The sequence below is a fragment of the Mycetohabitans sp. B8 genome, from assembly GCF_021991875.1.
Taxonomy (GTDB): Bacteria; Pseudomonadota; Gammaproteobacteria; order Burkholderiales; family Burkholderiaceae; genus Mycetohabitans.
In genome coordinates this window covers 38,032-57,658 of the sequence record NZ_JAHLKR010000019.1, presented here as the reverse complement: position 1 = coordinate 57,658, position 19,627 = coordinate 38,032, and the positions used below count along the sequence as shown (strand labels likewise).

The window sequence follows — 19,627 nt, the reverse complement described above, 5'->3', positions numbered from 1 at the left end:
GGCGCTCTAGTGTACTGCCCGGCGTGGCTCAGTGACCTTGTAGCAGGCCCGGACGCTGCTTGAGCGCCTCGGTTTGGATCGGCGCCGGCGCGCCGGCGACCATTTCGGGCGTCTTGCATTCGTCGGCCAGTCGAGCGCTGTTCTTGTCAGAAAACAGCATCGCCTTGGCCGGGATCACGATCAGATCCAACCCCGTCGCCGCGTCGTGGAAGCGATCGGCGCCAGTGGTCGTCTGCTCGCGCGGCAGTTTGTAATTCTTGCCTGCCCAATGCACGGTGACAACCTGGTCGCGTTTCATATCGCCACTCAGGAAAAACTGGCTGTTTTCCGCGCAACGCCATTTCGTCGCACCTTCCGGCACCGGATCGGCTATCGTTTTCGCGGCGGCCTTCTTGGTGACGCGCTTCTTAAACAGTCGATGGCTCGGCTCGGGTTTCTTTGTGCCGGATTGGGCGGACGCGGAACTCGCACCGGTTGCGGCAGCCGTCGCGGCGCACGCATCGGCAGTCACGAACAGCGTGGCGGAGAGCACGCCGATGGCGGCAGCGATAGCGAGTGTCTTCATCTGTATCAATACCTTGAAAAGGGGCGTGCACCGGACGCGCGGGCGGCGCGTGTTGTTGGGCGGACGCTATTCTCGCCTATTTAACAATGAAACTGATATGGGGTTTGTCGTTGCGGCGCGATTCGCCGCGGCGGCGTTCGACTCGGTGTTCCCAGCAGGCGTGAACCAGGCGGCGACGTCGCGCGCAAGTGGCCGACCGGCCGCTTGCGCACGGCGTAGCACGCACCAGTAGTAGCGGTAGCTCGCACGATCGTGCAGCGTGTCGCGGTGGCGAATGGGTCCCCATTGCGCGTGCTGTGCGGCAAGCAGGATGTCGGTGGCAAGCGCCAATTCGTCGTCGCGCGGGGCGAAGGCGGCGACGATCGGCGCGATTTGCGCCGGATGGATGCTCCACATCCGTGTGTAGCCGAACTCGTCGCGGGCCCGCGCGGCATCGTGCGCGACGCGTTGCGCGTCGCGCACGTCGGTCGTCACATTGTGCGACGGCACCTTGCCGTGCGCATGGCAGGCCGCGGCGATCTCGAGCTTGGCGCGGCGCACCAGCGGATGGTCGAATTGCCCCGGCGAGCGCATTGCGGCGTCAGGAATCGCGCCGTGATGAGCGGAGACGAAATCCATCAGGCCGAACGACAGCGATTGCACGGCTGGCAGCGCGGCCAGCGAAAATACCGAATCGAGCGCGGCATGCGTCTCGATGAGCAAATGAACCGGGATGGGGGCGTGCAGACCCGCCTCGCGGCGCACCGCGTCAATGAAGGCGCACTGCTCGGCCGCCTCGTGTAGCCCACGCACCTTCGGCAACATGATGTAGGCGGGCGGGCGCCGTGGCGCATGCAGCACGATGCGCACGTCGTCGCGCCAATGCGGATGATCGTACGCGTGGATGCGCACGCCGACGCGACCAAAGCGGTTGTCTTCGCCGTGCAGTAGCGAGGCGACCCGCGCCGCGTGCTCGGCTTCGCGCCCGACCTGTGCGCCGTCCTCGCAATCGAGCGTGATGTCGAACACCGGCCCGAGCTGCTGCTGCAGCTCGAGCGACTTGCGCATCAGCTTCTCGCTGCCCGCGTAGTGATCGCACGCGGGCAGCAGCGCAGGCGGCGCTTCGTCGTCGAACAGGACATCGGCAGGCGTCAACGCATGCATCGTCGGCGTGAAGCGCGTGCCGGGCTCAGCCAAGCAGGTGTTGTACGCCGTCACGCTCCTCGAGCAACTCGTTGAGCGTGGCGTCCATCTTCTCACGCGAGAAGGCATCGATCTCCAGACCCTCGACGCGCTTGTACTCGCCGTTCTCGGTGATCACCGGCACGCCATAGATGATGTCTTCCGGGATGCCGTACGAGCCGTCGGACGGCACGCCCATCGTGACCCACTTGCCGTTGGAGCCGAGCACCCAGTCGTGCACGTGATCGATTGCCGCATTAGCCGCAGACGCGGCCGACGACAGCCCGCGAGCCTCGATGATCGCCGCGCCACGCTTGGCCACCGTCGGGATGAACACGTTGCGGTTCCATTCGTCGTCGTTGATCAGTTGGGTCAGTGACTGGCCCTGGGCCGTCGCAAAGCGGAAATCCGGATACATCGTCGGCGAGTGGTTGCCCCATACTGCAAGTTTCTCGATCGAGGCGACCGGCTTGCCGGCCTTGGCGGCCAGTTGCGACAGCGCGCGGTTGTGGTCCAGGCGCAGCATCGAGGTGAAATTCTTCTTGGGCAGGTCCGGTGCCGACTTCATCGCAATATAGGCGTTGGTGTTGGCCGGGTTGCCGACCACCAGCACCTTCACGTCGCGGCTGGCGACCTCATTGAGCGCGCGGCCCTGCACCGTGAAGATTTCGGCGTTGGCCGACAGCAGGTCCTTGCGCTCCATGCCCTTGGAGCGGGGGCGGGCGCCGACCAGCAGCGCAATGTCGGCATCCTTGAATGCAACTTTCGGATCATCCGTGACGACCACGCCGGACAGCAGCGGGAAAGCGCAGTCCTCAAGCTCCATCACCACGCCCTTGACGGCGGCTTGCGCCTGCGGCAGGTCGAGCAGTTGCAGGATAACAGGTTGGTCCTTGCCGAGTAGGTCGCCATTGGCGATGCGAAATAGCAGCGAGTAACCAATTTGACCTGCGGCGCCGGTGACGGCAACGCGCTGAGCGGGCTTAGCCATTGATAAATCTCCAGGACGAGACGTTGAACGCAACAAAGAACGCCATTTTAAGCGCGCCGCGTGGCTCTTTGCAGCAGGCTCGGGCTGACGTTTGTCGTGCGTCGGTGAAGCGCGGTCTCGTTTAGCCGCGTGCACGAGCTACTTGCTGGAATGCGGTGCTCGCGCACGCGGCTAAACGGGGCGTGCCGGTAAATTTCGGTCGTTCCGTATTGCGATGGCGTATCGCGCTTGATCGACGCGCGATACGCCACGAAGCATTGCAACGCTGCGACGCATTGCACAGCAATGCAGTTTAGGAGCCGAAGAGGGTAAAGTCAACCGTATCTTATGTCTTATATAAGACAGATGAATAGGGCGAAAAAAGATGGACGGTGCGGCGACCTTCATGATGAAATAGCGCCATGAATTCGATCCACGCGAGCTTGGGCAATACGACGGACGGCACCGAGTGCGGCCCGGCCACGGGTGCGCCGTCGCCCATGTTTAGCCCGCTTTATCAACAGATCAAGGCGCTGATCACGCAGAGCCTGGAGTCGGGCGAGTGGAAGCCGGGCGAGATGATCCCGAGCGAGGTGGAGTTGGCCGCGCGCTATAAGGTCAGCCAGGGCACCGTGCGCAAGGCGATCGACGAGTTGGCCGCTGGCAACCTGCTTGTGCGCCGCCAGGGTAAGGGCACGTTCGTGGCGACCCACAACGAGGACCGCGTGCAGTTCCGGTTCCTGCGGCTGCTGCCCGACCAGGGCGAGTTGCAGCCGCACGAAAGCCGCCTGCTGGAGGTACGGCGCTTGCGCGCGCCGGCCGAGATCGCACGGCAGTTGGAGCTCAAGCCCGCGGACCCGGTGGTGTTGGTTAAGCGCGTGCTCGAATTCGAGGCCAAGCCGACGGTGCTCGACGAGATCTGGCTGCCCGGTGCGATGTTTCGCGGGCTCACGCTAGAGCGGCTGTCCGAGTACAAGGGGCCGCTGTATGCGATGTTCGAGACGGAGTTCTGCACGCGGATGATCCGCGCATCCGAGAAGATCCGCGCGGTGGCCGCCGACGCGGCGGTGGCCGCGCTGTTGGGCGTCGCGCCCGGTGATCCGCTGCTGTCGGTCGATCGCGTGTCGTACACGTATGGTGATCGACCGGTCGAGGTGCGGCGAGGCTGGTACGTGACGGCTGGATACTATTACCAAAACGATTTGAGCTGACGAAAAAGACGATGGCGCCGACGCGCGGCCGCCCGGTCTGGGCGCACGCCGCGTGCGTCGCGCAACGCCTACTGTTGCGCAGGTGGCAAGACAAACTTGCAACGCTGGCGCCTAGAAGCACACAGACGCAACATTGCTGCAATGCATCGCGAAAAGAAAAGGCGTTAAAATTACAGGTTGATGTCTCAACTTGGGGTCTAGCAATGGCTGAAGCCGTAAAAAAACCAAGACCGGAGTACCGGAACATCAGTATCGGCCAGATACTGACATACCGGCTACCGCTCGCGGGCCGTGTGTCCATCCTGCATCGCGTTAGCGGTGCGCTGCTGTTCCTGCTGCTGCCTTTCTCGCTGTACCTGCTTGAGCAGAGCCTGACTTCGGAGCTCAGCTTTGCGTCCCTGAAAGCCTTCTTTTCATCTCCGCTGGTCAAACTGATCGTGCTCGTGCTGTCGTGGGCGTATCTGTTCCACTTCTGCGCCGGTCTGCGCCACTTGCTGCTGGACACGCATTATGCGGTCACGAAGCAGGGCGGCAAGCAAACGTCGATCGTTGTGTTCGCGGTGTCGTCGGTGCTCACGATCGCCGTCGCGCTCAAACTGTTTGGAGTCTTTTAAATGGCAGCGAATCACCGCATTGGTTCGAAGCGCCTGGTCGTCGGCGCTCGCTATGGGCTGCGCGACTGGATCGCGCAACGCGCGAGCGCGGCGATCATGGCGATCTACACGGTCATCCTGCTCGTCTGGTTCTTCTCGGCTGGCAACTTTTCGTATGATGGCTGGGCGGCGATCTTCTCGATTCAATGGATGAAACTCGCGACGTTCGTCACGCTGCTCGCGCTCTTCTACCACGCCTGGGTCGGTATGCGCGACATCTGGATGGACTACGTGAAGCCGGTCGGCGTGCGGCTCGTGCTGCAGGTGCTGACGATTGTCTGGCTTGTCGCGTGCGCGGGCTACGCCGCACAGATTCTGTGGAGAGTTTAAAAGCATGGTTGCAATCAAAAATTCGCTGCCGCGTCGCAAGTTCGACGTAGTGATTGTCGGCGCTGGCGGCTCCGGGATGCGTGCGTCGCTGCAACTGGCGAAGGCCGGCCTGTCGGTCGCCGTGCTCTCCAAGGTGTTCCCGACCCGCTCGCACACGGTGGCCGCGCAAGGGGGCATCGGCGCATCGCTTGGCAACATGAGCGAGGACAACTGGCACTATCACTTCTATGACACGATCAAGGGCTCGGACTGGCTTGGCGACCAGGACGCGATTGAGTTCATGTGCCGCGAGGCGACGAACGCGGTCTATGAGCTTGAGCACTTCGGCATGCCGTTTGACCGCAATCCTGACGGCACGATCTATCAGCGCCCATTCGGCGGCCATACCGCGAACTATGGCGAGAAACCGGTGCAACGCGCTTGCGCGGCCGCGGACCGCACCGGCCACGCGCTGCTGCATACGTTGTACCAACAGAATGTGCAGGCCAAGACGCACTTCTTCGTCGAATGGATGGCATTGGATTTGATCCGCGACGCCGAAGGCGACGTGCTCGGCGTAACCGCGCTCGAGATGGAAACCGGTGACGTCTACATTCTCGAGGGCAAGTGTACGCTGTTCGCGACCGGTGGGGCCGGGCGCATCTTCAATGCGTCGACGAACGCGTTCATCAATACCGGCGACGGTCTCGGGATGGCCGCCCGTGCTGGCATCGCGCTGCAGGACATGGAGTTCTGGCAGTTCCACCCGACCGGCGTTGCGGGCGCCGGCGTGTTGATCACCGAAGGGGTGCGCGGCGAAGGCGGCATCCTGCGCAACGCGAACGGTGAGCGCTTCATGGAGCGCTACGCGCCGACGCTGAAGGATTTGGCGCCTCGCGATTTTGTGTCGCGCTCGATGGATCAGGAAATTAAGGAAGGGCGCGGCTGTGGTCCGAACAAGGACTACGTGCTGCTGGACCTGTCGCACATCGGCGCGGAAACGATCATGAAGCGCCTGCCGTCGATTCGCGAGATCGCGCTGAAGTTCGCGAACGTCGATGCGATCAAGGAGCCGATTCCGGTGGTGCCGACGATCCATTACCAGATGGGCGGCATCCCGACGAATATTCATGGCCAGGTCGTCGGCACGCCGAAAGGCCACAAGGAGCCGGTCAACGGCTTCTATGCGGTCGGCGAATGCTCGTGCGTATCGGTCCATGGCGCGAACCGGCTCGGCACGAACTCGTTGCTGGACCTTGTGGTGTTCGGCCGCGCGGCTGGCAACCACATCATCAAGCACGTGAAAGACGTGAAGGAGCACAAGCCGCTGCCGGCCGATGCGGCCGATTTTGCGTTGTCGCGGCTGGCCAAGCTCGATGCGTCCACGTCGGGCGAGTACACGCAGGCGGTGGCGGCGGACATCCGCAAGACGATGCAGGCGCATGCGGGTGTGTTCCGCACATCCAAGCTGCTTGCCGAAGGTGTTGTGAAGATCCGCGAAGTGTGCGCGCGCGCTGGCGACGTGCATTTGAAGGACAAGTCGAAAGTGTTCAATACGGCGCGCGTCGAGGCGCTCGAGTTGGCCAACCTGACCGAAGTCGCTCGTGCGACGATGGTGTCGGCCGAAGCGCGCAAGGAAAGCCGGGGTGCGCACGCGCAGAGCGACTATGAGCACCGCGACGATGAAAACTGGCTGCGCCATACGCTGTGGTTCAGCGAAGGCGACCGTCTGGACTACAAGCCGGTCCACATGAAGCCGTTGACGGTCGATTCGGTCCCGCCAAAGCCGCGGACCTTCTGAGCGACGCGCAGCAAGTCAAAGGAAACGAACATGGCAAAACGTATTTTTGAAATCTACCGCTACGATCCGGACAAGGACGCCGCGCCGCGCATGCAGACGTACGAGATCGAGCTCGACTCGCATGACCGGATGCTGCTCGACGCGCTGGTCAAGCTCAAGTCAATCGACGAGACGATCTCGTTTCGCCGCTCGTGCCGCGAAGGCGTGTGCGGTTCGGATGCGATGAACATCAACGGCAAGAACGGGCTGGCGTGCCTGACGAACCTGAACGATCTGCCGCACAAAATCGTGCTGCGTCCGTTGCCGGGTCTGCCGGTGGTGCGCGACCTGATTTGCGACTTCACGCAGTTCTTCAACCAGTATCACTCGATCAAGCCGTACCTGATCAACGACACGCCACCGCCGGAGAAGGAGCGGTTGCAGTCGCCCGACGAGCGTGACGAGCTCGACGGCCTGTACGAGTGCATCCTGTGTGCGAGTTGCTCGACGTCGTGCCCCAGCTTTTGGTGGAACCCGGACAAGTTCGTCGGCCCGGCAGGCTTGTTGCAAGCGTACCGATTTATCGCCGACAGCCGCGACCAGGCAACCGGCGAGCGGCTGGACAACCTGGAAGACCCGTATCGTCTGTTCCGTTGCCACACGATCATGAACTGCGTCGACGTGTGCCCGAAGGGGCTCAATCCGACAAAGGCGATCGGCAAGATCAAGGAACTGATGGTGCGCCGGGCGGTTTGAGGCTGACGTGTCATCGTCTCATCAGTCCGATCCTACTCGTCGCGCGCGGCTTCGCTGGCGCGCGCGACGCGGCCTGCTGGAAAACGATCTGATTTTTGAGCGTTTTTTCAGCCGATATGAACATGAACTCAGCGACGCGGACGTGGGTGCGCTCACGCAACTGCTGGAGTTGTCCGATAACGAACTGATGGACCTATTGCTCTCGCGCAGCGAACCCGGTGCACCCCTTGCGACACCCGACGTGGCGCGCGTACTGGGTTGGCTGCGTACGGTGTGATTCGTGCGTCATATCGCAAATTGTTTCCTATACCACGATTGAGGATGTGCCATGACCCCGTCAGACGTTAAAGCCACGCTATCGTTCAGCGACAATTCGCCGAGTGTCGAACTGCCGATCTACAAGGGCACGATGGGCCCCGATGCGATCGACATTCGCAAGCTGTACGGCCAGACCGGCAAATTCACGTATGACCCGGGGTTCATGTCCACCGCGTCGTGCAACTCCTCGATCACCTACATCGATGGCGACAAGGGCGAGTTGCTGTACCGCGGCTACCCGATCGAAGAGTTGGCGCAGAACGCGGACTTCCTCGAGACTTGTTATGTGCTGCTCAAGGGCGATTTGCCGAACCAACAGCAGAAGAAGGAATTTGTCGACACGGTGGCCAAGCACACGATGGTCCACGAGCAGATGCAGTTCTTCTTCCGAGGCTTTCGCCGCGACGCGCATCCGATGGCGATCTTGACGGCGGCGGTCGGTGCGCTGTCGGCGTTTTACCACGATTCGCTGAACATCAACGATCCGCGTCATCGTGACGTATCGGCGATCCGGATGATCGCGAAGCTGCCGACGCTCGTCGCGATGGCCTACAAGTACAGCATCGGCCAGCCATTCGTCTATCCGCGTAACGACCTGTCGTACAGCGCGAACTTCATGCGCATGATGTTCGCGAACCCGTGCGAGGAATATGAGGTCAACGACGTGCTAGTGCGCGCGCTCGACCGTATCCTGATCCTGCACGCGGATCATGAGCAAAACGCATCGACGTCGACCGTGCGGTTGGCCGGCTCGTCCGGCGCGAACCCGTTCGCGTGTATCGCCGCCGGTATCGCGTGCCTGTGGGGGCCGGCACACGGCGGCGCCAATGAGGCGGCGCTGAACATGCTCGAGGAAATCGGCTCGCCGGACAAGATTCCCGAGTTCATCAAGCAGGTTAAGGACAAAAACTCCGGCGTTAAGCTGATGGGGTTTGGCCACCGCGTGTACAAGAACTACGATCCGCGCGCGAAGCTGATGCGCGAGACATGCTACGAAGTGCTGGGCGAGCTTGGCTTGCACGACGATCCGCTGTTCAAGTTGGCGATGGAGTTGGAGAAAATCGCGCTCGAGGATGAGTATTTCGTCTCGCGCAAGCTGTATCCGAACGTGGACTTTTATTCCGGCATCGTGCAGCGCGCGCTCGGTATTCCGACGTCGATGTTCACGTGTATTTTCGCGATGGCCCGCACGGTAGGCTGGATCGCGCAATGGAGCGAGATGATCTCCGAGCCGGAGCAAAAGATCGGCCGTCCACGTCAATTGTTCATTGGCCATACGCCGCGCGAGGCCAAGCCGATCGATAAGCGGTAAGCGCGCAGCGGCGTGTTGCGGCCGTCGGTATCCGGCGGCTCGCGGCTCGCCACCGGCAGCTTGTGTCAACCGGCAGTTTGCGTGAACTAGCAGTCTACATGAGCTGGCGGTCTACATGAGTTGGCGGTCTACGTGAACTGATAGTCAACGTCGATTAGGCCGAGGACAGAGCGGGTCAGCGGTGCCGAGCAGGCGCCTCTGGCCCGCGCGCTTTTCCCGCGTCGGGATTGTTGTAGGCGGGGCCAGGGAACCGGCCGGAAGTGCGCGAGAGACCGTCCGGCCGGACGCTATTCGGCGCCTTTGCGACGGCTATCCGCCCGCAGTGGCGATGCGTGCCCAAGCTTTGATACGCGGCTTGGCTCGCTGACGAAATGCACACTGAATATTGCGCTCGGCAATCAGGCCTAATTCGTTCTCGTCGGGCATCCAATCCGTTCTCGTCGGGCATCAACCCTGGTGCGGCGCGGTACAGATCGCGCTTCGTATTGGAAGCGAGTGATCTCGAGGCTCGCGACCTGCCATTTACCGTTCCCGCCGCCGCATGCTGCTAACGCCGGTGTCGCGATGCCGGAAATCGTCAAGGCCAGTAACTTGGGGAATGTTCATCTCCAAATATTGACGCGAGAATAACGAGGCGATCGCGCAACGGGAGGAGGGGCGACTGCCATGAGTGTCCCGTATCCCTGTCCCGGTTCACGCCGCGATTGTCGTGTGTCGTCGCATCGAACCGGTATGCATGCAGTATCGGGTCCGGCAGTTTTGGTCAGTATAACGAACAAAGAGGGGAAACCCGAAATTCATCGACCGATGCCGCACGGGAAAAGCGTAGCGCGGGAGGTCCACGCTTGGTTCGCTCTGACAGGCGAGCCTTATGTCGGGACAAACGAGTTGTGCGGCGGACGCGGGGTGGCGGGTGCATCGGCCCGCGCACGGTCAGTGTACGGTCAGCGCACGGCCAGCGCTGTTCGGCGTGCCCAATGAAGCTGGCAGTATTTATCCAGGTATTGAAAATACCACCATAAACACTTGTTTTTTATGATGTTTTTTATAAAGGGGGTAGCGAATCGGCCCGTGCTGCTGGCATAATCGGTGTGTGGACCTAAGCAATATCAACCTACGGTGTCCCTTCAATACCACGGTCCCGCACTGACCCGAGACTGAATGCCATGCCCCAGACCCTGTATGACAAATTGTGGGATTCGCACGTCGTCCATACCGAGGAAGACGGCACCACGCTGCTCTATATCGATCGGCACCTGCTGCATGAGGTCACTTCGCCACAGGCATTCGAAGGCCTGAAGCTGGCGCAGCGACCGGTGTGGCGCATCAGCGCGAACCTGGCGGTGTCGGACCACAACGTGCCGACCACCGACCGCAGCCACGGCATTGCCGATCCGGTGTCCAAGCTGCAGGTTGATACGTTGGACGCCAACTGTGGCGCCTATGGCATCACGCAATTCAAGATGAACGACCAGCGGCAGGGCATCGTTCACATCATTGGACCGGAGCAGGGCGCGACGTTGCCTGGCATGACGATCGTATGCGGCGATTCTCACACGTCGACGCACGGCGCGTTCGGCGCGCTCGCGCACGGCATCGGCACGTCCGAGGTCGAGCACGTGCTGGCCACGCAGACGTTGTTGCAGAAAAAAAGCAAGAACATGCTGATCAAAGTCGATGGCGTGTTGCCGCGTGGATGCACGGCCAAGGACATCGTGCTTGCAATCATCGGGCGCATCGGCACGGCGGGCGGCACCGGCTACGCGATTGAATTCGGCGGCTCGACGATCCGTGCGCTGTCGATGGAAGCTCGCATGACCGTGTGCAACATGGCCATCGAGGCCGGCGCGCGTGCCGGGATGGTAGCGGTTGACGGCACGACAATCGACTATCTGCGCGAGCGGCCGTTCTCGCCGAAGGGCGCCGAGTTCGAGCAGGCCGCGCAATATTGGCGCACGTTTCGCTCCGATGAAGGCGCGTGTTTCGACCGCGTCGTCGAACTGGATGCCGCGCAGATCGTGCCGCAAGTGACATGGGGCACGTCGCCGGAAATGGTCACCTCGATCGACGCACAGGTGCCGGACCCGGGGCGCGAGAAGGAGCCGGTCAAGCGCGCTGCGATGGAGCGTGCGCTCCAGTACATGGCGTTGGAGCCTGATACGCCGATCCAGGCGATCAGGCTCGATAAGGTCTTTATCGGCTCCTGCACGAATGCGCGGATCGAGGATCTGCGCGCGGCCGCGCATGTGGTGCGCCAGCTCGGGCGGCGCATTGCGCCGAGCATCCGGCAGGCGCTGGTCGTGCCGGGTTCCGGGCTCGTGAAGGCGCAGGCCGAGCGCGAGGGGCTCGACAAGGTATTCAAGGACGCCGGGTTTGAATGGCGCGAGCCGGGTTGCTCGATGTGCTTGGCGATGAACGCGGACCGCCTCGAGCCGGGCGAGCGCTGCGCATCGACATCGAATCGCAATTTCGAGGGGCGCCAGGGCAACGGCGGGCGCACGCACCTGGTCAGCCCAGCGATGGCGGCCGCGGCGGCCATCGAAGGTCATTTTGTTGACGTGCGTCGGCTGGCCTGACGCAACGAGGAGCGTACAAGAATGAAACGCGTATTCATCAGGTGGTTCGGGGTGGCCGCAGCGGTGCTGGGCTGTGCCGCGATCGCCGGATGCAACACCGTGTCGGGTTTCGGGCAGGACATGCGCGAGGCCGGCGCGGCGATCAAGAAGGCCGCGGAGTAACGCGGGTCGCGCCGCAGGTCGCGGGTCACGCACACGGCCCGCGACGGCGGGCCCGACCTGGTCCGATCAGAACTCGATTCCATTCGAGGAAGTCATGGAAAAATTCGTCGTTCATACGGGTATCGTCGCACCGCTCGATCGCGACAATGTCGACACCGATGCCATCATTCCGAAGCAGTTCCTGAAGTCGATCAAGCGCACGGGCTTTGGTCCCAATCTGTTTGACGAATGGCGCTACTTGGACCATGGGGAGCCGGGCCAGGATTGCTCGAAGCGGCCGCTGAATCCGGATTTCGTGCTGAACCAGCCGCGCTACCAGGGCGCCTCGATCCTGCTTGCACGCCAGAACTTCGGCTGTGGCAGTTCACGCGAGCATGCGCCGTGGGCGTTGCAGCAGTATGGCTTCCGGGCGATCATCGCGCCCAGCTTTGCAGACATCTTCTTTAACAACTGCTTCAAGAACGGCTTGCTGCCGATCGTGTTGCACGGCTCCGATGTGCACCGGCTGTTCAACGACACGGCCGCATTCAACGGCTTCCAACTGACGATCGACCTGGAGCAGCAACAGGTGCGCACCGTGGACGGCGCCCACGCGTTCGAGTTCGACATCGCGCCGTTTCGCAAGTACTGCCTGCTCAACGGGTTCGACGACATCGGTCTGACGCTGCGTCATGCCGACCGGATTCGTCAGTTCGAGGCCGAGCGACTGGCCCGTCAACCGTGGCTGAACAATCGCCTTGTCGGTTGAGGCGGCACGCGTCGCCGCACGTTGCGCCTTTCGATTCAATGTCTTTGGAATGGAACGTATGAAAATTGCCGTGTTGCCGGGCGATGGGATTGGCCCGGAAATCGTCACCGAGGCGGTAAAAGTCCTGAACGCGCTCGACGAGCGCTTTGAGCTAGAGCAGGCGCCGGTCGGGGGCGCCGGTTACGAGGCAAGCGGGCACCCGTTGCCGGACGCCACGCTGGCGCTGGCCAGGCACGCGGACGCGATCCTGTTCGGCGCGGTCGGCGATTGGAAATACGACCAGCTCGAGCGTGCGTTGCGCCCGGAGCAGGCAATCCTTGGCTTGCGCAAGCACTTGCAGTTGTTCGCGAATTTTCGTCCGGCGATTTGCTATCCGGAGTTGACCGGTGCGTCATCGCTGAAGCCGGAGATCGTGTCCGGACTGGACATCTTGATCGTGCGCGAACTGAACGGCGATATCTACTTCGGCCAGCCGCGCGGTCTGCGCGACGCGCCGGACGGCCCGTTCCACGGCAGCCGCGAGGGTTTCGACACGATGCGCTATGCGGAGCCGGAGGTGCGGCGGATCGCGCACGTGGCCTTTCAGGCCGCGCAAAAGCGCGCGAAGCGGTTGACGTCGGTCGACAAAGCCAATGTGCTGGAGACGTCGCAACTGTGGAAGGACGTCATGATCGATGTGGCGCGCAGCTATCCGGATGTTGAACTATCGCATATGTATGTCGACAACGCGGCGATGCAACTGGTGAAGGCGCCCAAGGCATTTGACGTGATTGCTACGGGCAACATGTTCGGCGATATCCTGTCCGACGAAGCCGCGATGCTGACCGGCTCGATCGGGATGCTGCCCTCCGCGTCGCTCGATGCGAACAACAAGGGCCTGTATGAGCCGTCGCACGGCTCGGCGCCGGATATCGCGGGCAAGGGCGTGGCCAATCCGCTCGCGACGATCCTGTCGGCTGCGATGATGTTGCGTTACTCGCTTGGGCGCGCCGAGCAGGCCGACCGGATCGAGGACGCGGTCAAGCGTGTGCTCGCGCAAGGCTATCGCACGGCGGACATTGTCACGCCGGGCTGTAAGCAAGTCGGCACGCGCGAAATGGGCGATGCGGTCATCGCGGCGCTGGCGCGCTGATGCCGCTCAGGCGATTTGTCCGAGAGGGTGCAAGTCGCTGAATCGGTTCGCTTTTTGAACCGGTTTGGCGCCATCGCACCACAATTTCGTGTACACTGCGCAACATGATGCCAGCACCCCGTTTCACGAACCTAGTTGCCACGATCGTTAGTGATGGTCGGCGCGCGCGTTCGCGCGAGCGGAAATGGGTGCGCGTTCGCGCGGCGCATCGCACGCCTATTGGCACGACGATTATTCGCACCCGCAACACGATCAAAACTTGATCGTGTTGAGTCGTGTCCGCCTCATCTTCCCCGCGCGGTCACACTGGGGACCGATGCGGGGAAGAATCGATCCCGAAGGTAAGTCATGAACGTAGGTCTCGTTGGTTGGCGCGGCATGGTCGGCAGCGTCCTGATGCAACGCATGCAACAGGAGCGCGATTTCGACCTGATAGAGCCGGTCTTCTTCAGTACCAGCAATGCGGGCGGTGCGGCGCCGGCATTCGCGAATACGGACACGAAGCTCAAGGACGCGTCCGATATCAACGAGCTAAAGCGCTGCGACGCGATCATTACGTGTCAGGGTGGCGACTATACGAACGACGTCTATCCGAGATTGCGCGCAGCCGGCTGGAAGGGCTACTGGATCGACGCGGCATCCGCGCTGCGGATGAAGGACGATGCGGTGATCATCCTGGATCCAGTCAATCTCGACGTGATTCGTGATTCGCTGGTGCGTGGCGGACGCGATTTCATCGGCGGGAATTGTACTGTGAGCTTGATGCTGATGGCGCTGGGCGGATTGTTCCAGCACGACCTGGTCGACTGGGTGACCGCGATGACGTATCAGGCCGCGTCCGGGGCTGGCGCGCAAAACATGCGCGAGCTTTTGTCGCAGATGGGAACGCTGCATGGCGCGGTTGAGTCGCAACTGGCCGATCCCGCGTCGTCCATCCTGGACATCGATCGCCGCGTGTCGTGCGCGATGAGCAGTGACGCGATGCCGACCCAGCATTTCGGCGTGCCGCTGGCCGGTGCGCTGATCCCATGGATTGACAAGGACCTGGGCAACGGCATGTCGAAGGAGGAATGGAAGGGCGGCGCCGAGACGAACAAGATTCTCGGTCGTCCAGCCGCCGGCGAGCCGGGGTCGATCCCGGTCGATGGTTTGTGCGTGCGCATCGGTGCCATGCGTTGCCACTCGCAGGCATTGACGATCAAGCTGAAGAAGGATGTGCCGCTCGACGAGATCCATCAGATGCTGGCGACGGCGAACGATTGGGTGAAGGTCGTGCCGAACGAGCGCGACGCGTCGATGCGCGAACTATCGCCGGCCAACGTGACCGGCACGCTGTCGGTGCCGGTCGGTCGGTTGCGCAAGCTCGCGATGGGCGGCGAATACCTGTCGGCATTCACAGTCGGCGACCAGTTGCTGTGGGGCGCTGCCGAACCGCTACGCCGGATGTTGCGCATTGTGCTCGAACGTTGATCCACCAACGGGCAACGCGCGCGCCCGTGCGCGCGAAAGACAAGGGCGTTGCGCGCTGCGTGGCGCCTTTTTCGTTTTAAGATGCTGTTTTTTGTGATCAAAAGCCGACTGGGATCGGCGCCGGCGTGCGGCACGGGCCAACGGCGGCTCAGGTTAGCATGCATCGCGGCGAGGCAGGAGTATCAATGAGTGTTCGAGCATGGGGCGCGCGCGTGGGCGCCGTGGCGGTGACGGTAACGGTTGTAGTGTCGTCGCCAGGCGCGGCGGCAGCCGAAACGGATACCGGCGCGTCAGCTGCCGACGGCTCCAATCGTTTTGTCATCAAGCCCGGCCAGTCGCTGACCGACATAGCCAGTGCCGTGGTCCAGTCCAACGACCGAGCGATGCGTGACAGGATGGTGGCACTATTGTTCGAGGCCAATCCCAGTGCGTTCATGGGGCGCGATCCGAACCGCTTAAAGATCGGCGCGGTGATCCAGGTACCCGACGGCGCGGCGGCAACGGTGACGGCCGCGGCGTCGGCGATGTCCGCGTCGGGAGCCGCCGGCAATTCACTGCCGCCCGCGGCGTCGGACGGGGCGACGACCCCCGGCGCCCATGCGTCGGTTGCGGGCCGTGCCGCGCCGGGTGGCGTCGCGTCCTCGGGGGCCTCCTCTCGCGTCATCCTGGGCGTGACCTCTGGCGCGTCCACGGCGTCTGCGTCGCAAGCCGGGGGGATGCCGGCTCATCAAGCGAGCACGCCGGCTACCGTGGACATGGCAGCCCTTGTGCCGGAGCCAGGCTCGGTCGCCTCGACGCCGCCGTTCGCGTCGCGCGCGGTCTCGACATCTGCCGTGGTGGCGAGCCAAGGTATGACCCATGCACCGGCCCACACGGGCGCTCCGCTACGTCTGCCGCCAGCGATCGCGGCGGGTGCGGCTGCGCTGGCGTTCCTGCTAGTGGGGGGGCTGCTCGCGTGGGTGCGACGACGGCGGCGCGCGGCAGCTACCGGCGACATGAGTGATGCACAGGGCGTTGGCCCGCGCGAGGAGACTCGAGTGGGCGCGGCTCGTGCGCCGGATGGCGGTTTGCCGCATCGTGCCTGTGCGATGCGGACTGGATCCGAGCCGTCTGACGGCACGGCAGCTCATGCCGGCGATGGGGCGTTGCAAGCCGCCGTCGTCGGCGCGGCGGCCACGGGTGTCGCCGCGACGGCGGGGGCCGCCGCGCCGCTGTTATCGGGTGCTGTTTTAGCCACTCCCACAGCCGAATCGCCGAGCGTCACGGCAACGCACGCCGGTGAGCGGCATACGCCGCTGGCGCCCGACTTTCCGGCACACGCCGCTGCCGCGCTGGCCTCGCTGGAGCTATCGTTGCCGCCGCTGCCGTCCACGACGTCGAGCGGGTATGAGGCGGCGATTGCCAGTGCGCAGCTCGTCGCCGTCGAGCGCGACGCGCCGATGGCCCTACCACCCTCCGTTGCGCCGCCGCCCCGCCTCGGTGCTGCCCATTTCGGCGCATTGAACCTCGATTTCGATCTTGATTTGCCGCCGCTGGCCACACAACCGTCCGTCGCACTGGCGCCGGACGAACGCGCCGCGATCGCCCGTAACAAGCTCAATCTGGCCGTCGAATCCATGAAGTTGGGCGATGCGGCGGGCGCGCGCGCATTGGTCAACGAAGTCATCGCGTCGAACGATCCGACGACGCTCGAAGAGGCGCAGGCGCTGCACGCCGCGCTCGCGCCGCTTTGAGCAGGGTGGCGATGCGCATTGCGCTGGGACTCCAGTATGACGGCGCCGCGTTCTGCGGCTGGCAGGCACAGCCGCACGGCAATACGGTGCAGAACGTGCTCGAGCGTGCGCTGGAGCAGTTCGCGCAAGTGCCGCTGCCTACTGTCGTCGCCGGCCGGACCGACACGGGCGTGCATGCGCTCGGTCAAGTCGTGCATTTCGATACACAGCTCGACCGGGCGGAATTTTCGTGGGTTCGTGGAGTCAACGCGTTCTTGCCGCCCAGTGTCTCAGTGCAGTGGGCCAAGCCGGTGCCGCCGACTTTTCACGCGCGCTTTGCGGCGTTCGAGCGCACGTATTTCTATGTGCTGTATGTGCATCCGGTGCGCTCACCGATGCTCGCGACGCGCGCCGGGTGGGTTCATACGCCGCTGGATGTCGAGGCGATGCGCGAGGCCGCCGGGTATTTGATCGGTGAGCACGATTTTTCGTCGTTTCGCTCATCCGATTGCCAGGCGAAGACCCCCGTTAAGCACCTGTATGCGATCGATATCGTCGAGCACGGGCCGTTCGTGCATTTGCGCTTTCGCGCGAATGCGTTTTTGCACCACATGGTGCGCAACATCATGGGCTGCCTGGTGTCGGTGGGGCGGCGCAGGCATCCGGCCTGTTGGATGGCCGAAGTGCTGGCCGCTCGCGAGCGTAAGCACGCGGCGCCGACGTTCATGCCGGACGGCCTCTATCTGGCGCAGGTGGGCTATCCTGACGACTTCGGCGTGCCGCTGCCCAATCTCTCTAGTTTGCCGTTCAGCGAGGTATGGAATCGTGACTGAGCCCGCACTCACCAGGGCCGCTGCGCCGGCCTGCCACGCGCGGCGCACGCGCGTGAAGCTGTGTGGCTTGTCCACTGAGCAAGACGTCGATTGCGCGGTCGCACTGGGCGCCGATGCGATTGGACTGGTCTTCTACGCGCCTAGCCCGCGTTGCGTGAGCATCGAGCTTGCCGCCGCGCTGGCACGCCGTGTCCCAGCATTCGTGACCGTGGTGGGGCTGTTCGTCAATGCCGATGACGCGCTGTTCGATCAGGTGCTCGATGCGGTGCCGCTCGGCATGGTGCAATTTCACGGCGACGAGACGCCGCAGCGCTGCGCTGCATTGGCGGGACGCGCGGGTTTGCGCTGGCTGCGCGCCCTACGTGTCGGACCGGATACCCGGCCGGTTGATTTGGTAGAATCATCCGTCAACTATGCTTGCGCGACGGGCTTGCTGCTCGACACGCTGATCGCCGGCTATGGCGGAGGCGGAAAGGTTTTCGATTGGTCACTTATTCCAGCAGACATCGCGCGTCAGGCCGTTTTAAGTGGTGGGTTGAGCGCGCAAAACGTCACTGACGCCATTCACCGAGTGCGCCCGTATGCCGTGGATGTGTCCAGCGGCATCGAAGTGCCGGGTGCAAAGGGTGTGAAAGATCGTGCCCGAATGGCGGCGTTCGTCGATGCCGTGCGGGCCGCGGATGCGGCAGCGGCCGCGATGGGCGCCCGGTGAATAGTGGGCTCGCGTGACAAGCGGGCCCAGTCTGACGAGAGTGACGCAATGTACAACTTGCCTGATGAACGTGGCCACTTCGGCCCTTATGGTGGCGTGTTCGTCGCCGAAACCTTGGTTCATGCGCTCGCCGAGCTGCGTGATGCGTACGACCAATACCGGCAGGACCCCGAGTTCGTCGACGAATATGCACGCGAGTTGAAGCATTTCGTCGGCCGTCCGTCGCCGATCTACCACGCACAGCGTTGGAGTGAGCTGCTCGGCGGTGCGCAGATCTACTTGAAGCGCGAGGACTTGAATCACACTGGTGCACACAAGGTCAACAACGTAATCGGCCAGGCGTTGCTGGCGCGCCGCATGGGCAAGCCGCGCGTCATCGCGGAGACGGGCGCTGGCCAGCACGGTGTGGCCACGGCGACGATCGCCGCGCGCCTTGGCATGGAATGCGTGGTGTACATGGGCGCCGAGGATGTGCGCCGGCAGGCGGCGAACGTTTATCGGATGAAGCTGCTTGGGGCGACCGTCGTGCCGGTCGACTCGGGCTCGCGCACGCTGAAGGACGCGCTGAACGAGGCGATGCGCGACTGGGTCACGAATGTCGAGAACACGTTCTACATCATCGGCACCGTGGCCGGCCCTCATCCGTATCCGATGATGGTGCGGGACTTTCAGCGCGTGATCGGCGACGAGTGTCGGGTGCAGATGCCCGAGCTAGTCGGCCGCCAGCCGGACGCGGTGATTGCATGCGTGGGGGGCGGCTCGAATGCGATGGGCATTTTCTATCCTTACATTGACGATACGTCGGTGCAATTGATCGGCGTGGAGGCGGCCGGCGACGGAGTGGACACCGGCCGGCACGCGGCATCGCTGATCGGTGGCACGCCTGGCGTGCTGCATGGTAACCGCACCTATTTGTTGCAAGACGAGAACGGGCAGATCATCGATACGCATTCGGTTTCCGCGGGGCTGGACTATCCGGGTGTCGGGCCGGAACATGCGTGGCTACACGATACTGGCCGTGCACAGTACGTCGGGATCACGGATGATGAGGCACTGAAGGCGTTTCACGACTGCTGCCGCATCGAAGGCATCATTCCCGCGCTCGAGTCCAGCCACGCGCTTGCGTATGCAGCGAAGCTCGCGCCGAGTCTGGCGCGTGACCAGTTGCTGCTGGTGAACTTGTCGGGCCGCGGCGACAAGGACATGCATACGGTGGCCGAGCGCGCCGGCATTGCGTTTTGAGCACG

The 19,627-nt window shown here is 63.1% G+C and carries 19 protein-coding genes; 16 read left to right on the top strand and 3 right to left on the bottom strand.

Translation table 11 applies throughout. The features are described from left to right. Positions 1-28: 28 nt before the first annotated feature. The 3 genes from KQH60_RS10925 to KQH60_RS10915 form a co-directional block, all read right to left on the bottom strand. A complete protein-coding gene (locus KQH60_RS10925) occupies positions 29-565 on the bottom strand; it encodes a hypothetical protein (protein ID WP_237576476.1) in 537 nt (178 codons plus the stop codon). A gap of 66 nt (positions 566-631) precedes the next feature. Further along, positions 632-1,708, bottom strand: coding sequence for a CoA ester lyase (locus tag KQH60_RS10920; protein WP_237576755.1), 1,077 nt, complete (start codon positions 1,706-1,708; stop codon positions 632-634). Positions 1,709-1,733: 25 nt separating this feature from the next. Beyond that, positions 1,734-2,717, bottom strand: a complete 984-nt coding sequence (locus tag KQH60_RS10915; protein ID WP_237576475.1) for a malate dehydrogenase — start codon at positions 2,715-2,717, stop codon at positions 1,734-1,736. A gap of 401 nt (positions 2,718-3,118) precedes the next feature. Here KQH60_RS10915 and KQH60_RS10910 point away from each other — a divergent pair, with 401 nt between their 5' ends. The 16 genes from KQH60_RS10910 to trpB all read left to right on the top strand — a co-directional run bounded on the left by KQH60_RS10910 (position 3,119) and on the right by trpB (position 19,622). Next, the gene (locus KQH60_RS10910) at positions 3,119-3,907 is read left to right on the top strand and encodes a GntR family transcriptional regulator (RefSeq protein ID WP_368669343.1); all 789 of its coding nucleotides are present in this window, start codon (positions 3,119-3,121) and stop codon (positions 3,905-3,907) included. 203 nt (positions 3,908-4,110) lie between these two features. Further along, positions 4,111-4,521 carry a succinate dehydrogenase, cytochrome b556 subunit gene (gene sdhC, locus KQH60_RS10905; RefSeq protein WP_237576474.1) on the top strand — a complete coding sequence of 137 codons (411 nt, stop codon included), beginning with the start codon at positions 4,111-4,113 and terminating at the stop codon, positions 4,519-4,521. Beyond that, entirely contained in the window at positions 4,522-4,890 is a 369-nt protein-coding gene (gene sdhD, locus KQH60_RS10900; RefSeq protein ID WP_237576473.1) for a succinate dehydrogenase, hydrophobic membrane anchor protein, read from the top strand. It abuts the gene before it with no gap. A gap of 4 nt (positions 4,891-4,894) precedes the next feature. Then, complete coding sequence (gene sdhA / locus KQH60_RS10895) at positions 4,895-6,670, top strand: succinate dehydrogenase flavoprotein subunit (protein WP_237576472.1); 1,776 nt, start codon at positions 4,895-4,897, stop codon at positions 6,668-6,670. Between the two features lie 30 nt (positions 6,671-6,700). Continuing rightward, entirely contained in the window at positions 6,701-7,405 is a 705-nt protein-coding gene (locus KQH60_RS10890) for a succinate dehydrogenase iron-sulfur subunit (protein WP_237576471.1), read from the top strand. A 7-nt stretch (positions 7,406-7,412) separates the two neighbouring features. Further along, on the top strand, positions 7,413-7,682 hold the full coding sequence (locus KQH60_RS10885; protein ID WP_237576470.1) for a succinate dehydrogenase assembly factor 2: 270 nt from the start codon (positions 7,413-7,415) through the stop codon (positions 7,680-7,682). Positions 7,683-7,733: 51 nt separating this feature from the next. Next, positions 7,734-9,035: a citrate synthase gene (gene gltA, locus KQH60_RS10880; protein WP_237576469.1), complete on the top strand. Its 1,302-nt coding sequence runs from the start codon at positions 7,734-7,736 to the stop codon at positions 9,033-9,035. A 1,166-nt stretch (positions 9,036-10,201) separates the two neighbouring features. Then, positions 10,202-11,611 carry a 3-isopropylmalate dehydratase large subunit gene (gene leuC / locus KQH60_RS10875; protein ID WP_237576468.1) on the top strand — a complete coding sequence of 470 codons (1,410 nt, stop codon included), beginning with the start codon at positions 10,202-10,204 and terminating at the stop codon, positions 11,609-11,611. Between the two features lie 21 nt (positions 11,612-11,632). After that, a complete protein-coding gene (locus tag KQH60_RS10870) occupies positions 11,633-11,773 on the top strand; it encodes an entericidin A/B family lipoprotein (RefSeq protein ID WP_237576467.1) in 141 nt (46 codons plus the stop codon). A gap of 94 nt (positions 11,774-11,867) precedes the next feature. Beyond that, positions 11,868-12,521: a 3-isopropylmalate dehydratase small subunit gene (leuD, locus tag KQH60_RS10865; protein ID WP_237576466.1), complete on the top strand. Its 654-nt coding sequence runs from the start codon at positions 11,868-11,870 to the stop codon at positions 12,519-12,521. A 58-nt stretch (positions 12,522-12,579) separates the two neighbouring features. Further along, complete coding sequence (gene leuB / locus KQH60_RS10860; protein WP_237576465.1) at positions 12,580-13,653, top strand: 3-isopropylmalate dehydrogenase; 1,074 nt, start codon at positions 12,580-12,582, stop codon at positions 13,651-13,653. A 348-nt stretch (positions 13,654-14,001) separates the two neighbouring features. After that, on the top strand, positions 14,002-15,123 hold the full coding sequence (gene asd / locus KQH60_RS10855; RefSeq protein ID WP_237576464.1) for an aspartate-semialdehyde dehydrogenase: 1,122 nt from the start codon (positions 14,002-14,004) through the stop codon (positions 15,121-15,123). A 185-nt stretch (positions 15,124-15,308) separates the two neighbouring features. Then, complete coding sequence (locus KQH60_RS10850; RefSeq protein ID WP_237576463.1) at positions 15,309-16,856, top strand: FimV/HubP family polar landmark protein; 1,548 nt, start codon at positions 15,309-15,311, stop codon at positions 16,854-16,856. Between the two features lie 11 nt (positions 16,857-16,867). Next, positions 16,868-17,668 (top strand): tRNA pseudouridine(38-40) synthase TruA, encoded by an 801-nt coding sequence (gene truA / locus KQH60_RS10845; RefSeq protein WP_237576462.1) that lies wholly within the window; start codon positions 16,868-16,870, stop codon positions 17,666-17,668. Continuing rightward, a complete protein-coding gene (locus KQH60_RS10840; RefSeq protein WP_237576461.1) occupies positions 17,661-18,380 on the top strand; it encodes a phosphoribosylanthranilate isomerase in 720 nt (239 codons plus the stop codon). Before truA ends, KQH60_RS10840 begins: the two co-directional genes overlap by 8 nt. A 48-nt stretch (positions 18,381-18,428) precedes the next feature. After that, positions 18,429-19,622 (top strand): tryptophan synthase subunit beta, encoded by a 1,194-nt coding sequence (trpB, locus tag KQH60_RS10835; protein ID WP_237576460.1) that lies wholly within the window; start codon positions 18,429-18,431, stop codon positions 19,620-19,622. Positions 19,623-19,627 lie beyond the last annotated feature (5 nt).

What these genes read in the sequence shown, in the direction of transcription:
- KQH60_RS10925 (WP_237576476.1), bottom strand. Translation starts at nt 565, where the DNA reads ATGAAGACACTCGCTATCGCTGCCGCCATCGGCGTGCTCTCCGCCACG.
- KQH60_RS10920 (WP_237576755.1), bottom strand. Translation starts at nt 1,708, where the DNA reads ATGCATGCGTTGACGCCTGCCGATGTCCTGTTCGACGACGAAGCGCCG.
- KQH60_RS10915 (WP_237576475.1), bottom strand. Translation starts at nt 2,717, where the DNA reads ATGGCTAAGCCCGCTCAGCGCGTTGCCGTCACCGGCGCCGCAGGTCAA.
- KQH60_RS10910 (WP_368669343.1), top strand. Translation starts at nt 3,119, where the DNA reads ATGAATTCGATCCACGCGAGCTTGGGCAATACGACGGACGGCACCGAG.
- sdhC (WP_237576474.1), top strand. Translation starts at nt 4,111, where the DNA reads ATGGCTGAAGCCGTAAAAAAACCAAGACCGGAGTACCGGAACATCAGT.
- sdhD (WP_237576473.1), top strand. Translation starts at nt 4,522, where the DNA reads ATGGCAGCGAATCACCGCATTGGTTCGAAGCGCCTGGTCGTCGGCGCT.
- sdhA (WP_237576472.1), top strand. Translation starts at nt 4,895, where the DNA reads ATGGTTGCAATCAAAAATTCGCTGCCGCGTCGCAAGTTCGACGTAGTG.
- KQH60_RS10890 (WP_237576471.1), top strand. Translation starts at nt 6,701, where the DNA reads ATGGCAAAACGTATTTTTGAAATCTACCGCTACGATCCGGACAAGGAC.
- gltA (WP_237576469.1), top strand. Translation starts at nt 7,734, where the DNA reads ATGACCCCGTCAGACGTTAAAGCCACGCTATCGTTCAGCGACAATTCG.
- leuC (WP_237576468.1), top strand. Translation starts at nt 10,202, where the DNA reads ATGCCCCAGACCCTGTATGACAAATTGTGGGATTCGCACGTCGTCCAT.
- KQH60_RS10870 (WP_237576467.1), top strand. Translation starts at nt 11,633, where the DNA reads ATGAAACGCGTATTCATCAGGTGGTTCGGGGTGGCCGCAGCGGTGCTG.
- leuD (WP_237576466.1), top strand. Translation starts at nt 11,868, where the DNA reads ATGGAAAAATTCGTCGTTCATACGGGTATCGTCGCACCGCTCGATCGC.
- leuB (WP_237576465.1), top strand. Translation starts at nt 12,580, where the DNA reads ATGAAAATTGCCGTGTTGCCGGGCGATGGGATTGGCCCGGAAATCGTC.
- asd (WP_237576464.1), top strand. Translation starts at nt 14,002, where the DNA reads ATGAACGTAGGTCTCGTTGGTTGGCGCGGCATGGTCGGCAGCGTCCTG.
- KQH60_RS10850 (WP_237576463.1), top strand. Translation starts at nt 15,309, where the DNA reads ATGAGTGTTCGAGCATGGGGCGCGCGCGTGGGCGCCGTGGCGGTGACG.
- truA (WP_237576462.1), top strand. Translation starts at nt 16,868, where the DNA reads ATGCGCATTGCGCTGGGACTCCAGTATGACGGCGCCGCGTTCTGCGGC.
- trpB (WP_237576460.1), top strand. Translation starts at nt 18,429, where the DNA reads ATGTACAACTTGCCTGATGAACGTGGCCACTTCGGCCCTTATGGTGGC.